At 52.3% G+C, this 14,788-nt stretch carries 15 protein-coding genes and 2 pseudogenes; 8 read left to right on the top strand and 9 right to left on the bottom strand.

Annotated features, from left to right (window positions below; genetic code table 11):
• Positions 1 to 219: 219 nt before the first annotated feature.
• The 3 genes and pseudogenes from C1J02_RS09065 to C1J02_RS09055 form a co-directional block, all read left to right on the top strand.
• Positions 220 to 480, top strand: a pseudogene (locus C1J02_RS09065) (transposase); the annotation flags it as partial.
• A gap of 399 nt (positions 481 to 879) precedes the next feature.
• The gene (locus tag C1J02_RS09060; RefSeq protein ID WP_114878282.1) at positions 880 to 1,827 is read left to right on the top strand and encodes a glutathione S-transferase family protein; all 948 of its coding nucleotides are present in this window, start codon (positions 880 to 882) and stop codon (positions 1,825 to 1,827) included.
• Between the two features lie 258 nt (positions 1,828 to 2,085).
• The gene (locus C1J02_RS09055) at positions 2,086 to 2,493 is read left to right on the top strand and encodes a WYL domain-containing protein (RefSeq protein ID WP_254693250.1); all 408 of its coding nucleotides are present in this window, start codon (positions 2,086 to 2,088) and stop codon (positions 2,491 to 2,493) included.
• A 183-nt stretch (positions 2,494 to 2,676) separates the two neighbouring features.
• On the opposite strand, the gene C1J02_RS09050 is transcribed toward C1J02_RS09055, so the two are convergent.
• Positions 2,677 to 4,380, bottom strand: a complete 1,704-nt coding sequence (locus C1J02_RS09050) for an adenylate/guanylate cyclase domain-containing protein (protein WP_114878280.1) — start codon at positions 4,378 to 4,380, stop codon at positions 2,677 to 2,679.
• Between the two features lie 298 nt (positions 4,381 to 4,678).
• Here C1J02_RS09050 and C1J02_RS09045 point away from each other — a divergent pair, with 298 nt between their 5' ends.
• Together C1J02_RS09045 and C1J02_RS09040 are read left to right on the top strand one after the other, a co-directional pair.
• Positions 4,679 to 5,140: an MAPEG family protein gene (locus tag C1J02_RS09045; protein WP_114878279.1), complete on the top strand. Its 462-nt coding sequence runs from the start codon at positions 4,679 to 4,681 to the stop codon at positions 5,138 to 5,140.
• 184 nt (positions 5,141 to 5,324) lie between these two features.
• Entirely contained in the window at positions 5,325 to 5,504 is a 180-nt protein-coding gene (locus C1J02_RS09040; protein WP_114878278.1) for a hypothetical protein, read from the top strand.
• Positions 5,505 to 5,630: 126 nt separating this feature from the next.
• Here the strand turns inward: C1J02_RS09040 and C1J02_RS21160 are convergent, their stop codons facing one another.
• Positions 5,631 to 5,801 carry a hypothetical protein gene (locus C1J02_RS21160; protein WP_254693249.1) on the bottom strand — a complete coding sequence of 57 codons (171 nt, stop codon included), beginning with the start codon at positions 5,799 to 5,801 and terminating at the stop codon, positions 5,631 to 5,633.
• A 406-nt stretch (positions 5,802 to 6,207) separates the two neighbouring features.
• Between C1J02_RS21160 and C1J02_RS09030 the strand changes: the two are divergent.
• From C1J02_RS09030 to C1J02_RS21285, 3 genes and pseudogenes are all read left to right on the top strand, one after another.
• A pseudogene (locus C1J02_RS09030) lies at positions 6,208 to 6,396 on the top strand (transposase); the annotation flags it as partial.
• Between the two features lie 333 nt (positions 6,397 to 6,729).
• Positions 6,730 to 7,233 (top strand): MFS transporter, encoded by a 504-nt coding sequence (locus C1J02_RS09025; protein WP_114878275.1) that lies wholly within the window; start codon positions 6,730 to 6,732, stop codon positions 7,231 to 7,233.
• Positions 7,212 to 7,397, top strand: a complete 186-nt coding sequence (locus C1J02_RS21285; RefSeq protein WP_368073780.1) for a hypothetical protein — start codon at positions 7,212 to 7,214, stop codon at positions 7,395 to 7,397. Before C1J02_RS09025 ends, C1J02_RS21285 begins: the two co-directional genes overlap by 22 nt.
• Before the next feature lie 194 nt (positions 7,398 to 7,591).
• Here the strand turns inward: C1J02_RS21285 and C1J02_RS09020 are convergent, their stop codons facing one another.
• The 7 genes from C1J02_RS09020 to C1J02_RS08995 form a co-directional block, all read right to left on the bottom strand.
• Entirely contained in the window at positions 7,592 to 8,107 is a 516-nt protein-coding gene (locus tag C1J02_RS09020) for a GNAT family N-acetyltransferase (RefSeq protein WP_114878274.1), read from the bottom strand.
• Between the two features lie 213 nt (positions 8,108 to 8,320).
• Positions 8,321 to 8,476, bottom strand: a complete 156-nt coding sequence (locus C1J02_RS20870) for a hypothetical protein (RefSeq protein WP_162798291.1) — start codon at positions 8,474 to 8,476, stop codon at positions 8,321 to 8,323.
• Positions 8,477 to 8,488: 12 nt separating this feature from the next.
• Entirely contained in the window at positions 8,489 to 8,614 is a 126-nt protein-coding gene (locus tag C1J02_RS21280; RefSeq protein ID WP_368073779.1) for a DUF4113 domain-containing protein, read from the bottom strand.
• 1,513 nt (positions 8,615 to 10,127) lie between these two features.
• Entirely contained in the window at positions 10,128 to 10,949 is an 822-nt protein-coding gene (locus C1J02_RS09010; protein ID WP_162798289.1) for a hypothetical protein, read from the bottom strand.
• A gap of 86 nt (positions 10,950 to 11,035) precedes the next feature.
• Positions 11,036 to 11,407 carry a helix-turn-helix domain-containing protein gene (locus C1J02_RS09005; RefSeq protein WP_162798288.1) on the bottom strand — a complete coding sequence of 124 codons (372 nt, stop codon included), beginning with the start codon at positions 11,405 to 11,407 and terminating at the stop codon, positions 11,036 to 11,038.
• A gap of 148 nt (positions 11,408 to 11,555) precedes the next feature.
• Positions 11,556 to 12,728, bottom strand: coding sequence for a tyrosine-type recombinase/integrase (locus C1J02_RS09000; protein WP_114878270.1), 1,173 nt, complete (start codon positions 12,726 to 12,728; stop codon positions 11,556 to 11,558).
• 434 nt (positions 12,729 to 13,162) lie between these two features.
• Positions 13,163 to 14,566: a PLP-dependent aminotransferase family protein gene (locus tag C1J02_RS08995; RefSeq protein WP_368073778.1), complete on the bottom strand. Its 1,404-nt coding sequence runs from the start codon at positions 14,564 to 14,566 to the stop codon at positions 13,163 to 13,165.
• Positions 14,567 to 14,788: the final 222 nt, after the last annotated feature.

The following is a 14,788-nucleotide window of genomic DNA, read 5'->3' as shown; positions in this document are numbered from 1 at the left end:
ATTGTTAGAGGTCCAGTGTGGTTTTAATCTATGACATAGGTGAAAAATTAGCTTGCGCTGGCGTGTCGGTTTGCTCCGCCCCGCTTTTGCTCATTATGCCGGACCACGTCTCTTACATCTTATGGGTCGTGGCCCAAGCGGCGCTAAGATCTGCAAAGCGGCCATTGACGCAACCATAGCGAGCGGCAGCTTTGTCCGCGTTGCAGTCATCCATATCAATCTGGTGAAACGGATTGGTCAGGACGCATCTCGAAACGCGGTGACGGGTCCATGCGCAAACTGCTTTATGAAGCCGCCAACATTCTGATCCAACGTGTGTCCCGCTTCTCACCACTCAAAGCATGGGCCATGCGGCTTGTGGGGCGAAGAGGTATGAAGAAGGCCATTGTTGCCACAGCCCGAAAACTGGCCGTCATCATGACCCGCATCTGGCGCGACGGCACAACCTTCGCCTGGACCAAAGAGGGATTACCAGCATGAGTTAACTTAAAACCGAATACGCCCGTCCGGGTGTAAAGACGTCCCATCGGGACGGTGGCCGGATGACCTCGCCGTCGAATGTCGATGCGCTTAAACTCAAGCGACCTCGCAGCGGACCTTTTTGAGGCACCAGTCCCCGACGCCATTATGAGGCGGCATCGCCGACCTCGGAGAGAACCATGAGCCCGATGAGACCGAAATACGCTCTTGAATTAACAGCCGCAGATAGAGAACCTTCGTACAATCGGCAGCATCTTGCGGCGATTCCTTCGATCGTGCAGACATGGTCGATAAGGCGAAATGGATGCAATGCGATACCGTCGTTTGACTGATCGACGTTATGCAGGCATCAAGACCCCTCTCAGGACACCTCGACGACGTTAAAAGAAAGTTCGCTGTATGACTGACAACGCTTCCGAAATCATTCTGCACAATTATCCCCAATCACCTGTCGCAGAAAAGGCGCGGGTTGCCTTGGGAATGAAGGGGCTGTCTTGGCGCAATGTCGAAATCCCGAGGTTGGCACCAAAGCCAATGCTGACAAAACTAACTGGGGGGTATCGGCGCACACCCGTGATGCAGATCGGTGCTGATATTTATTGTGACACCCAATGTATCCTTCAAGAATTGGAGAGGCGCTATCCGACGCCAACATTCTTTCCAACAACAGACGCTGGCCTGATCTGGGCGCTGAGTCGATGGACGGACGGTGCGATGTTTGATCTGGCAGTGAAGATCGTTCTCGGTTCGGCCGGAGAAGCACTGCCGAAGGACTTCGCAGAAGATCGCGGTCGGTTGTATCTTGGCGCTGACTGGGCTGCGGGCTTAAAGGCCGCAAATGCCGACTTGCCCCATCTTGCGTCGCAGATGCGTGCGCCTTTGCATTGGGTGAATGCGCAGATGTCTGATGGCCGCGCCTTTCTGCTTGGCGGTCATCCGGCTGCAATAGACGCGCAACTGTATCATTTGGTGTGGTTCCTGCGCGGCCGCTGGGACAAGGGATCTGCATTTTTGTCTGAGTTTTCTGACCTCGTCCGCTGGGAGGAAAATGTCAGAGAAATAGGCCATGGGACTTTCGTTCAAATGTCGCCCGAAGATGCGATCATAAAAGCCAAAGAACATGAACCGGCAACAGCGCCCTTTACGGATGACCTGGATCCGCAGGGCCTGAAGCCCGGAATGCGGGTTGTTGTCTCCCCTGATCTTGATGGTGGCGAACAACCCGTAGAGGGAGAGGTCGTCGTCGCCGATCACGATAGGATTGCGGTTCATCGTTTTGATGCGGATGTCGGAAGCCTTTGCGTTCACTTCCCCCGGGCAGGATATCGGGTCGATATTGTGGATTGATCGCTAGTGAAGTACGTTACCGATTACGGCAAAGCCGCCATCTGAAAGGCTACCGGTTCAGCATAACAACTTCCCGAAAGAGGACATCTGGCTAAATCGGTGTGCCCATTGTACGCAGAATGGCTGCAACGCCCCAAAATCAGACACTCTTACCGACTAATTCTAAACGTCGGACAGTAAGTGTATCGTCAATAACGTTAAAGTGGTCTTTGAGCGAAGCACCAGATAAATGGACAGTTTGTATTGAGGAGCACTGGAATGAGATTAAATCACGTAACGATGGCATCGGTCATTACCATTAAAATATTCTCACCTGCCCAAGCCCAATCGGTACACGAAGCGCCGCTTTGCGAGGCGGCTAAAACAAACCGCGTTGTCGAGATCGTCTACGACAAAGACGCCAGCAAAGGTTGCCTTCCGCGTCTAGTCGATGTGCATCAAGTCGCAATTGGAAATAACGGCAAACTATATATGCATGGCTGGCAGACCCGTGGGTGCACCAAGGGGCAAGATTATGCGTCCGAACGGGTTTTCAGATTCGATAAGATAAGGTCAGCTAAGGTGATTGAGGGTGTCTTCAACGAGAAATCTCACTCCATCAAAGCTGAAGGCTGGGAGGGTTGCATCGGTTCAAATTGTTATATCAAAGAGAACATTTGCGAATAGAGCTTACTTCCTAAGCGTTTGGCGAACCCGCGCTTTCGGCCCATACCGGCCCTTCACGACTGGGTTCAAATGCTGCGATGCGGCCCGTCATTGCAGCCGTTCGTGCATCGTGCAGCAATTTGTTGGCTCAAACGTCGGTCAGCGGACGTAGCGGTCATAGAGCAAACTGAATGAAACCCGGGTTTATTCGGGCACGTCGGCTAGTCGCAATCCATCAATCAGATGCCCTAGATCACCTTTGTTTTTGTAGGGCAGCCTTTCAGAAATCTTCGTCAGTGTCTCATCTGGTCGTAGTGTCAAATACTCGTCTGAATGAATACGAGCAGCGTCCAGATCACCCAGCTTTGCATAAGCTGCCGCCAACCACTGGTGCAGACCGTCAGCATTCGGATAGCGTCCTAGACCCTCTTCCAAAGCAGCGACAGAGGCATCGTAACGTTTTGTGAGATAGAGTGCAGTTCCCAACACCTCATAGTAAAAGGAGATGGCAAACACGGGGTTATACCGCAAGGCAAGCTGCGCTTCTTTAACCGCGTCTTCGGAGGCTCCGGACGTAATGAGATAGTAACCCAACGCGAAATGCGCGTCGGCGTTGCTTGGATCTAACTCTACCGCTTTTCGTCCTTCGGCGACTGCCAGTGAGTGTCGTCTCGTCCAGCAGTAAACGTCGCCAAGAACCATATGAGCCTTCCCTAATCCAGAATCTAACTGGACGGCTTGCTTGGCGTGCTGTGAAGCCAACTCAAGCGACGCCTTAGGATCGGAACTCCACCGCTGATTGGCGTCATGCACGCAAGCCCACGCAAGCCCCGCATGTGCTGGAGCGTATTCTGGATCCAATTCGATTGCGCAAGAATAGAGCTCGAGCGCTTTAGCATTGTCGAGTTGGGTGCTGCGAGCGTGAAAAGCATTTCCTTGCAAGACATAGTCATACGCCTTCAAACTTTTGACTTCCTTTCGGAATGCACGCTCTTGTTCCGCTTGGGTGAGAGTGACTGCCAATTTGGCAACAATGCTTTCAGTGATACGGTCTTGAAAGTCGAAAACTTCCGCCAACTCTCCGTCGAACCGATCCGCCCACAGTTGGTTGGAATTATCTGTATCTATTAGATTGGCGTTGACGCGGACTCGGCCACCACCCCTGCGCACACTACCCTCAAGAACATACCGAGCACCAAGCTCACGCGCTGCTTGGCTGGCGGAAAAAGAGCTGTTTTTGTATTCCCGGGTCGCATTGCGAGCAATGACAACAAGTCCTGATATTTTAGACAAGTCAGTGGCAATGTCGTCTGCCACACCTTCGGAAAAATACTCATCCTCCGCGTCGCTCGACAAGTTTTGGAAGGGCAGAACAGCAATAGACGGTTTTTCTTGCTTTACCTGGACCGCACCCTTCGCGGGCCAGCGGAATAACCTGAGCGGATGCTCTAGCCCCTTGATGTCGTGCTCACCTGCGTCAACAAAATCTGCTTCAACCCGATTTCCGACACTCTCACGCACAAGTGAAGAAACGCATATTCCGTCAGGCTCCGCCAGCGCTTCAAGTCGGGCGGCTACGTTCACACCATCACCGAAAATGTCATCGCCGTCGACAATAATATCTCCGAGATTAACACCGATCCGAAGTCGAATTTTGCCGTTCGCTTTGATACTGCGTCGCTGTATCGACAATGCCGCGTCGACTGCATCGACGGCGCTTGAAAACTCTACAAGCGCTCCGTCACCCATCATCTTTACAATCCGTCCACGCTTGTCAGCGACGACCGGATCAAACACTTCAGTCCAGTGTGCCCGCAATGCCGCCAAAGTGCCTGCTTCATTCTCGCTCATCAAACGCGAATAACCGACCACGTCTGCTATTAATATTGCTGCCAGCCGTCGTGCCATTCCCGCTCCTACTCGAAGCTGACACTATCTAAAGGTGTCTCGGAAATCCATCAATGAAACAGCTCTTGCGGTCATTCGCTGCAAGCGCGAAATCTCATGCCGCGATCAGGTGAAGCTGACATTCAGACGACGGTCACAACGCGCTTTCCTCTGCACTGACGCGAGGCAGCTACTAGCCCTCAGCGGCCCATCAATAAATGACGTTCTGTTCGATTACGTGCTAGAAAGGTACAAGCTGGCTTGTAGGAAAACCGCTAGATTTTGCCAGCAATATCCAGATAGCAACAGGGGAAATGAAATGAACTCTTTAACGCTGGATAACCCAGTCTTTGAAACCTATGCGCTGGTTGCGGCACTGATGGTGCTGAAGGTAATGCTGCAAGGCTGGATGACTGTTTATCGGATGATAAAAAGCGATTCAGGTTTGGTAAACCCTGAGGACCTACAGAAAGGTCCGATAAACAAGAACCCGAGACCCGACCAACTTGAGCTCAATGACTATGTTGACCGCTCACGTCGCATGCATCGCAATGATCTGGAAAACATCCCAGCATTTTGGGCGGTCGGTTTGGTCTTTGTTGTCGTCGATCCTGCTTTATGGCTTGCCCAAATTCTGATGTATGGCTTCGTGGGCGCGCGACTGGCCCATGCCGGTGCCTACTTGACAAAACAGAGTCACGAAGTCCGGGCGACTTTTTATACGTTTGGATCAATAATTGTGATTTTCATGGCGGCTTACGTTCTTTGGACGGTGATTTGAGCGTACTATGTTCGTGAATGGTTCCACCCTGAGACCTGCAAGTTTGTTCTGTGAGGCGGTCAAGCGGTTGCACAATCAAGCCCGATATTTGAGGAAATATTCTTTTAGCTGGACCTGCTTCCAACCGTGCGTCTGTGTTACGTATCTAAGATAGCGACCATTGCCACTTTTATAGGAGATTGAGATGACGGCCCCTGTAGAAAGAACTGAGAAGCTTCACAATCTGAAAGACAAAATGCGGGAAATGGAGGTGCTATTTGAGGAAATAGAAACCGCATTCGGGGATTTGACTGACGAAGAAAAGAGATCACTGAAAGGTTTGGCAAGCGCGATTGAATACCACGCCAGCAAATTGAAGAGTTAGTCGTTGTCAACTGGACGCCTTGTAGCCAAAAACTGCATTAAGCACTTTTCAACGTTAGGGCGGGGGCCGATCGTTCGCTGCATTACGCATCAAGCTCTGCTGGGCGGGCATAGTAAATAGAGCATTCTAAGCTTCGGACGAGGCCAACAACTCTCCGCCATAGGCATCCATCATCTCTGCACCGAACTCCTCTGCGCCTTCAATGCGAAGGGCTGAGACATGGGCGATGGCACCATCGCGCACCTCGCGGCTTGGATAAACCGTCACGATGGCGAAACGGTCTAAGTCAACGTCCACGAGCATTGAATGCTTTGCGCCCAAAGCTAACAGCCCAGGGAAGTATTTTAGCTGCATCAGGTCTGTCACATGCTGAAGGCTCTCAGTTTCGCTTATCATTCGCCAGGTCGTGATTGATACAAAGCTCATTTGATCTTCCTCCGCTACATACAAGCATAGCACATTTCGACTAAGCCCTGTTACCTTCGGTGTTATCAACTTGGTTGCTGGCTGCAGGCTTTGGGCCGGAAGCGGTAGTCTTCACAAAGGGCGGAAAGCCGTCATTCGCTGCGTTGGGCACCGACGTCTGCTATAGGCTAGAATGATATCTAGGCAGCACACCTATAAATTACTTATCAAACACATGTTCTTGTGATTCATTTCCTAAAAACCACCAGATGGGAGAAGGGCAATGGCGCGGTCGGACATGAGCGATTTGGAGTGGGAGTTCATCAAGGTAGTCCTACCCAACAAAGTTCGCGGCAAAAAGCGCGTGGATGACCGGCGCGTTATCAACGGCATATTTTACGTCCTGCGCACGGGCATTTCCTGGGCGGATTTGCCGGACGAATACGGCCCGCCGAGTACGGTCTACAACCGCTTCAACCGGTGGAGCTACCGGCTCAATCTTCGCAGATCAATGGGAAAAGCATAAGACAAGCCCATAGCAGAAACGTCAGAATCTTGCTGCGCGCGCTTGCAGGGCTGAAAATACTGCGAGGCGTATGATCCAGTGCTGCCTCGCTGCGCAAAGAACGGCCATTCGTGCAAAACGGCGGCAAAGATCATAGATCGAATTAACAGATTGTGGCCTTTCTGGACTTTGGTTGCTCGATGTGAGCGCCGGACACAGGCCTTTCCTTTTACGCATTATTCCTTTCTTGTGATCATGCCGAGCAAGCCATTCTTGCAATGCCATCATTTCTTTACGCCGGCGTAGGAGGTTCCCATGCCGGCCAGATGGCTCATGCTTTTCGTTCTTTTCGCTGCTCGAACCACGATGGCGTTTCAGTTTCAGGTCGTGGGTGCGCTATCACCGCTGTTTCGAGAAACTTTTGGTGTTGGCCTTGCTGAAATCGGGTTTCTGATCGGGATATACTTCGTGCCTGGTGTCGTTTTGGCGTTCCCCGGCGGCGCGCTTGGCCGGCGCTTTGGGGACCAGAGGATGGTTCTGGTCGGTCTCGGCATGATGATCGCTGGAGCCTTGCTGATGGCGATGTTCGATGATTGGAACGCTCAGATCGCGGGCCGGCTTCTGGCAGGTGTCGGCAGTTTCTTTCTGAACGTCCTGATGACGAAAATGGTCGCTGACTGGTTCGTAGGTCGCGAGATCAGCGTTGCCATGGCTCTGTATCTCGGGTCTTTCCCTGTTGGCATTGCGCTTGGGCTGATAGTCCTGCCCTTTTGGCCCCGGCGCAGCGTGCCTCTGGCATGTCCGTCTTTTTCGCAATGAACTACGCTGGCTCTCTGTGTGGTCCAGTTGTTTCGGGTTGGTTGGCGGAACAGACGGGCGATATTTCTGTCGCCTTCCAGTTTGGTGCCATCTCGCTGGTCGTCAGTCTTCTATTGCTGATCCCATACCAGCGGCTCGCTGCAAGGCGATCCACGTCCGCTTAGGGCTCGGAGCCGCCCAATGCCAATGCAGCACGCCTCTTGCTTCTGGCCGTCAGTAACCGGCCGTGGAAGACAAAGGCTAAGTCCTGCATTTGTCGACGTGTGGGACAATTCCGAGACCTTTGCGCTTCGGCAGGACCCTTTCCTGTCTCTGACAGCGAATTTGAACAGCGGGCCCAAAGTGGACAGAGCAACATTCAATCGAAATCGAACTGCATATAGTCAAAGAAGTCGGTCAGCTCGATCGGGTCTGAGCATTCTGGGTATCTTTCGATAAACCTAAAGCCTAGGCTTTCATAGATGCGGAGCATATCTCGATTGCCTGTCACAGCATTCACCAAAAGGGTGCGCCATCCCATCTTCCGAGCGGCCTCCATCCGTGCGTCCACCAAAGCTCGGCCAAGTCGGTTTCCACTTGCCTCCGGTCGAACAAAAAGACGCTTTAGCTCTCCGGCATCTGGGCGGGCCTGTTGCAGGGTGCCACACCCCACGAGACGGTTTTGTTCGCCATATGCCAAAACCAAGCGGCCGGTTGGCGGCAAGAAAGTCTGAATATTTGCCAGAACGGATGATGCCATATCTTTTGGTTCATTTTTCGCAGACCCGCCGACCAAAGCGAGTTTTTGAAGGATGACGGTATAATACTCAGTCAGAAGTTCTTCCAACGCGGGTTTGTTGTCTACTTCGGTAACCGAAACGATTCGATACTCCATGACGACATCTCCTGATGCTCGGTAAAGACAGACAGCCTACCCCGCTGCTCCGCGCCGACGCATTAAAATTTGCGAGGCATCGTCCAATGGCGTAACTTACATTGCATTGTTACGCCTTATGTCGACGATAGCAACTTTGTCCCGCGACGTGCATGTCTGTGTCTGCTGCGGTGAAAGCACGTCTTCGATTACAACCCAGACAATGTTTGTGAGTTACCGATCTGGCGACATTAGCAGCAACGCAGCGATGGTCGCGCCACGCTCGCAAAGCAATGCTGCGTCAGCGAAGTGCGAAAAACGAACGGCGGCAATGTCCGCAGTGTTGACCTTGGGACTGACCGCAGCGAACGACAGCAATCCCTCGTTCATAATCTATCACCCCTATTTTCTGCGCACCCCGCGCAAGTCGGACCGCTGCATCGTGTACCTTGGGCTTCTATGAGCTGAACGCAGTTGCCAAGACCACATTACCCCTTCACTACACAGCACGACCGCGTTCTTGCCCAACCTGTTACTGATCTAGTCCAGGGCAATCATTGACGCGTTTGGTGTTAACCGGGGTTTGTCAAGAAGCGCCAGAGGGCGGTCTTCGATTGGCAGTGGATGATCCAGCATGACGCCTGCTTTGGTGAACCTGTAGTTTGCCAAAACACCTTTAGGCCATCTCCCGGGAGTTTCAGTGCAACGGTGAGCCTAGTGGGAAGCACCCCATGGTGCGCTCCGTGCAATCAATTGCACGAGATATGGTATGCTGGGCGGCGTTTGAATAAAGCCTAACAGCACGAGCATTTATCACTTGATCAATGATCAGTACTTGCAACAGAGTCACCTTCCCGGAACCCCCACAGTGGGGGTATGGATTGATATCAAGGTAGGAATTATCTTTGGTTCACAGCTGTATGGGCAGTTTTAGGCTGTTTGGCGTGCTAAACAGATATCTAGGTTATGGGAGGTTCTTCTACCGGGTGTGACCTTCTCTGGCTCTTGTAGTTTGTCTCGGAGAACTTGGCCTTATCGGCCACTTTGACTGGCCGAGTTGAGCCCCCAACCTGTGTCACTTGTGTCAAACAGGCAGTGAATTTTCGACTTAAATCAATGAAGCAGGATGGAAAAGTGACACAAACAGGACATTTCATACGCCAAAGTGACCTAAAACCGCACCAGTGTGTCACTTTTTTGATCGGATAGTTTGAACCCCTGACATTTCGGATTGATGAACTCAACAAGCAATTTGCAAAGTGCTCTGAGCAGAAAATCCAAAGAATCCAGCCGCCACGCGATCTATTCTTGGCGTTAAAGTACGGTTGAGTAGCCGCGCCAACAATGACTAGATTGCCCCACTATCTGTCCTCAGCCTACCCATAAGAAATATGCGCCGCATACAGCGCCCAGAAACAGTTTGGGTTAGACGGGTAGGCGTTTGGTCGGAAAGGTCACTGTATGGGTCCCTGAGGGGCTCTCACGGCAATTTACGACGTGCAAAGCCCCCCGTTGGAGAGAGGAATTTTCCATCATGCCGCCAAATGGGTATTTTGGCTTACAATCACTTTCTTGCAATCATTTGCGCGCCGCTCAGTGATCAGCACTCTCGCGACATGTTCACTTTATAAAATCAATCGTGTGGTGAATCTTTCATTTGCTGTGTTTTGCCGGGTCATTGCCGGACCAGCGCCAAAATCGGCAGCGGATTGGCAGTAGGTCGGGCGCGGATCGGTGGCGGCTCGCGCGCGCGTACGCGTCAATTGTTCTCCCTTACTTACCCCGAGAGGAATGTCCCTGTCTCTTACCTCGGGGATGTTTGTCGTTTGCTTGAATGGGTTCCATGAGCGCAGCGAAGGGCACCCCTAGAGTATATTATATATTAAATGATACTATGTTTCTTTGTCCCCAGTAAAATATATAATATACTCTGTTATCCTATTACCTGTAATATATAGATAGAAAAGAAAGTATCATTCGCTAATTTTGGGGATCAGATTAGTGTCAGATTGAGATCAGATTTGTAGCAAAACGACATTCGTCAGGCCTCCCCGTCAGCCGTCTCCTCCGCAGAATTTATCGCCTTGAACTGTGGCATCCACGTGAAGTAGGCCTCCGCCAAATCTGCATCCCAGTCCTGCCAAAACGATTTATTTGTGCCCGCCAACATCCCTGTCCATGGTTGATCAAGCCCTGTTGTTCTCACAAACATCTCTTCCACAAACGCATACTCCGCACACATCCAGAACAACCGCAGGGTCTTGAGATGTGGATAATCAAGAACCATCGGTGTGTAACCTAGGCCTTTCTGTAGGAATGACTCTGTCTCTGTCTGGATTTTCATATGGTTTTTGGCCTCAACCATGAAGGTGGCCCACCCCTCTGGCGTGATGGTGTGCTTGAATATCTGCAACTGCCAACCTGCCCGCCAATCCTTCGCCAGCCCGTGCAAGCAGCCGTATTCATCACGGGTTACGGATTTCTTAGGCTTCCATTCTGTGCCAGCTTTGATCGCTTTTGCTTGTTGCTTGGCATTCAACTTATCGTTCAATACGACGCCATTGCGAAAGGCTTTGCCCATCTCTGACGCTAGGCGCGACGGCTGATTAGGGTCAGGTACACCGACACGAACAAGAAGAGCATTCTTGCCCTCGACCTGCTTGCACAATGTGTCGTACGGCGCTTTGCTGAACTTCCGCTTCACTGTGATGAGGCTTACGTCCGCTTGATCGGCCCAATCCTGTAAGGGTTGGATTGCCCAGACATAGCCTTCAAACTCTTGCCCTTGCGTTTCAATCGTCTTGCGCACCAACGCTTCCAGCGGGTCTTGCGTGGGCGGGTTTTGGTCTTTAGATTCAATCATGGGAATGGCCCCCCAGCCATTGTCACGTTCACTTCTCATGGTGTGAAAAAGGCCCTCGGCACTGCAATGCCGGGGGTGTTTTGTTGTCAGTCAGCGTTGGGTTTCAGACCAGCGGTTCCCCCGGCCTCAATCATCCCAACCAAAACTTTGAATCTATACCTGACAGCAGCGCCAATCCTGACATAAGGTATGCGCGGTTCTCGGTTGTATCGTCGCGCCAGGTTTCGATCCTTGGCCAAGAACGCTGGCGACACGTTCAACATTTGAGCCGTTTGGTTGGGGGTGAACAGTTGCTCGAAAGCCGGGTCAGCTTCGACAGGGGCAGCGGTCACAGGGACAACGGCGGGGTCAGTGCCAACAGTTTCAACAGTGTCCTCGACGGGATCATGTTCCTTCGCATGAAGAGTGGCCACGGCGCATTTGTTTGGTGCAGTCGGTTTTTTCAGTTTGATATTCATGATTTTCATTTCCACGGGTGGATGAACGCTACCGACAACGGTGGCAGCACAAACCTAGCCTCTGATCTAATTTCGCGCTCGCAAGCAACGATTTCGACACGCGGCTGTTTCCCTCCGTGGATATGTCGCTACAGAATACGCCAGACCGTTAATTGGATGCAAGCAGTTTGGCGTCAATTAAGTCTGATATGACCTGCACCGCTTCACGCTGCATCGGTTCCCCGATATCCTTGTAATGGTCAGTTGCGGAACGCAGTTGCACATGATTGATCAGGGCCTTGCACACGTCCTCCTGTATCCCGGCCTCAATCGCCAGATTTACAAATGTAGAGCGTTGATCATGCGGTGAATGTTGCGACCCATACCGCTTAGACGCGGTGTAAAACGGCTTCTTGGTGTCGTATGTTGCAGCGCCCCACACAAATGGCGTTGACCCAAATTCCTCCTCCAGATGCTCAAACGCGGCCTTACATTGGCTTGACATGTACACCCGATGATCCCGGCCATTCTTCGTGTCTTTCAGATCAAAATACCCATCGCTTAAGTTTACTTGTTTCCAAGTCAGGGTGGTTATCTCGCCGTTTCGGCATCCAGTGCGCAGAGCAATCTCCGAATATTTCTGAAACCGGGACGGCTGCATTGTCGCAACCACGGCCAGCCACGCTTTCAGGTCCGCTATCGGTCTCTTTTTCGGCGGGACCATGCTTGGCCGCTGCGTGCGTTTCGTCGTGTTCTCTGTAGGATTGGCCCGCAAGATGGGATACCCGTCGCTATCCGTGAGATTTAAGCGTGTATGGTTCCAGATCGCCGACAGAACCCGTTTGGTACAAAGAGCAGACGCAAGGCCAGGATTTTCTTCAATCTCCAGAAAACGGTCAATCCAATCGTTTGGTGTGATTGTGGAAAGCGGCCTATCTCTCCAGTCAGCAAGGCGACGGTCAATGGCATCTCGATACATCGCAAGTGTCGTGGGTTTCAATTTTGACCGCTCCAGCTTGTATTCAAAAGCCTCTTGCAAGGTGATTTGATCAGCCGCATGCAGTTTCTTGTTCTTTGACGGGTCAATCCCATCGGCAAACTTGGCAAGCAGTACGATGGCCTTCTTTCGCGCAATGGTGACAGTGATCGCTTTGTCACCAACAGCATCACCAATCACCTTGCGACGCACCTTGTTGCCCACCCTACCCTCTACAACGAAGGTCTTGGACGTCTTGCCGATTTTAAGGCCAAAACCCCGCAAGACACTGTCACGAATGAAGTCCTGATCCTTCCCAATTGGCAGGGTGGCGTTCTCGACAACAGTGGATGTAATGTTTTGCATGGTTGGCCCCTAATGGTGTCTACTTTTACCCCAAAAGTAGACAGTTCTGTATCCACCCAGATAACGGACCGTCTAATTAGATCAACCCCAAACCCATATTTTTAACGGGTTGAGAGTGTCTACTCTACTTTGATCTATGCCCATCTACCCTACAAATTTTGATTTGTAATCAATAGGTCCGCGGTTCGAGTCCGTGTGGGGGCACCATTTTCCGGTTCTTAGAAGTTGAATGAAATCCGATAAAGCGCTTGGGGCTTTGTTCGAGATCGTCTGCCTATTGCCTGCGTACCAACTCCGAGCGCGGGCCCGGAAAAGAAGCATGTTTGGTGCAAATGTGAAAGCAAGAGGATCAACCTCCTTGCCGGAATAGGCATGTTGTTCTGACGTGTCAGGCGACCCATGCAGCGATGTTCAGATATGTTTTTGCGCTTCAATCAATTGTGGGCGGCCATGTGTTTCTCAACACGCCGGGCGATCAGGTTGATGCCCTCTTCAATCTGATGCGCCGGGATTGACGAGTACCCCAGGCGGAAGAAGTTCACCGGGCCATCGTGACCCGCAAAGAACGCGGCCCCTGGTTCGATCATGACCCCATCCTTCAGGAGGTCTTCGGCCAGCACCATTGTATTGATCCCGTCAGGCGCTTTGATCCACAGGCTTGAGCCACCAAACTTGGCGGCCCCTGCCAGAGTCAGGCTTGTGTTGGCGATTGCGTCAAGCACAGCGGCGCGACGGACTGCAAGTTTCCGGCGCATGTCACGGATCAACAGGTCGTAGTGACCCTGAGCCAGAAAATAAGCCGCTGTGCGCTGCAAATGGCCGGGCGGATGGCGCAGCATCATGGAGCGCAATTCCCGGGCTTCGGCGATAAATTCGCGTGGCGCGACCAGATACCCCAGGCGCAATCCCGGGAACATCGCTTTCGAAAAGCTACCGACATAGATGACCCGCCCCTGCCGATCATAAGATTTGAGCGCCGGGCTTGGCGGCTCAATGAAACTCATTTCGAAGTCATAGTCGTCCTCGATGATCACGAAATCCTTTTCCTCGGCATCCGCAAGGAGTTGCAACTTGCGCGCCGTAGGCATGGTCACCCCGGTGGGTGCATGATGGCTTGGCGTGATGAAAACCGCCCTGGTTCCGTCGGGGATGTTCTGAGGGGGCAAACCGTATTCATCCACGTCCACGGTATTCACATTTGCACCGCACCACGTCAGCGCCTGCAACGTATCGGGATATCCGGGATTTTCGCAAACCGCACTCAAGGGCTGCCGGGTCAGTAATTCGATGGCCAACCAAAGCCCATTCTGCGCGCCGACGGTGATAAGGATCTCATCCGGATTTGCGGAAATGCCACGCCGCGGCAGGGACCGGCAGCGGATATAGTTGACCAACAGCGGATCATCCAGATCAGCCATGTCGCCCGCCATATCGATGAAGTCGAGCCGTCCCATCGCCTGACGGGCGCAATCGCGCCACGCCGCGTAGTTGAAAAGAGTCGCATCCATCTGCCCATAGGCAAATGGATAGGGCAGTTTGCGCCAATCGACCGGCTTCACAATCCGACGACGTTCGGTCAGAGAACTTGCCAGAAACGCCTTCCAGTCCAAAGCGTCATCGTCGCGGTCTTTTTCAACGGCTGCGACAACGTTGGTGACAATGTCTGTGGTGGCAACGACATAGCCACTGCGGTTCTGGGTCTCCAGATATCCCTGGGCCACCAATTCAGAATAGGCCAGCGTGACGGTCATCCGAGCAACACCCAGATACTCGGCCAGTTTGCGCGACGACGGCAAATGGGTGCCGGGTGCGGCATGACCTGACTGGATGAAAGACACCGCAGTTTCACGTATTTGGGTCTGAATTGGGCGGTGGCCTTTGCGATCGAGAAAAAACGATTCTGGGGGGATGCGGGTTGCTGGCATGTCAGACACTCGCAAACGGACTGGTCTAAGTCAAATTCGAATCTGGCCCTTAGCACAACCAGTGGCTTGTATTAGCCTACGAATTCTTGGTGGGGACCGGGAGACAAACCTCATCAGGTTACGTAGCGTAAAGAA

It is taken from the genome of Sulfitobacter sp. SK011 (assembly GCF_003352065.1).
Taxonomy (GTDB): Bacteria; Pseudomonadota; Alphaproteobacteria; order Rhodobacterales; family Rhodobacteraceae; genus Sulfitobacter.
The sequence above is the reverse complement of the archived record's forward strand: the minus strand, read 5'-3'. Positions and strand labels throughout refer to the sequence as shown.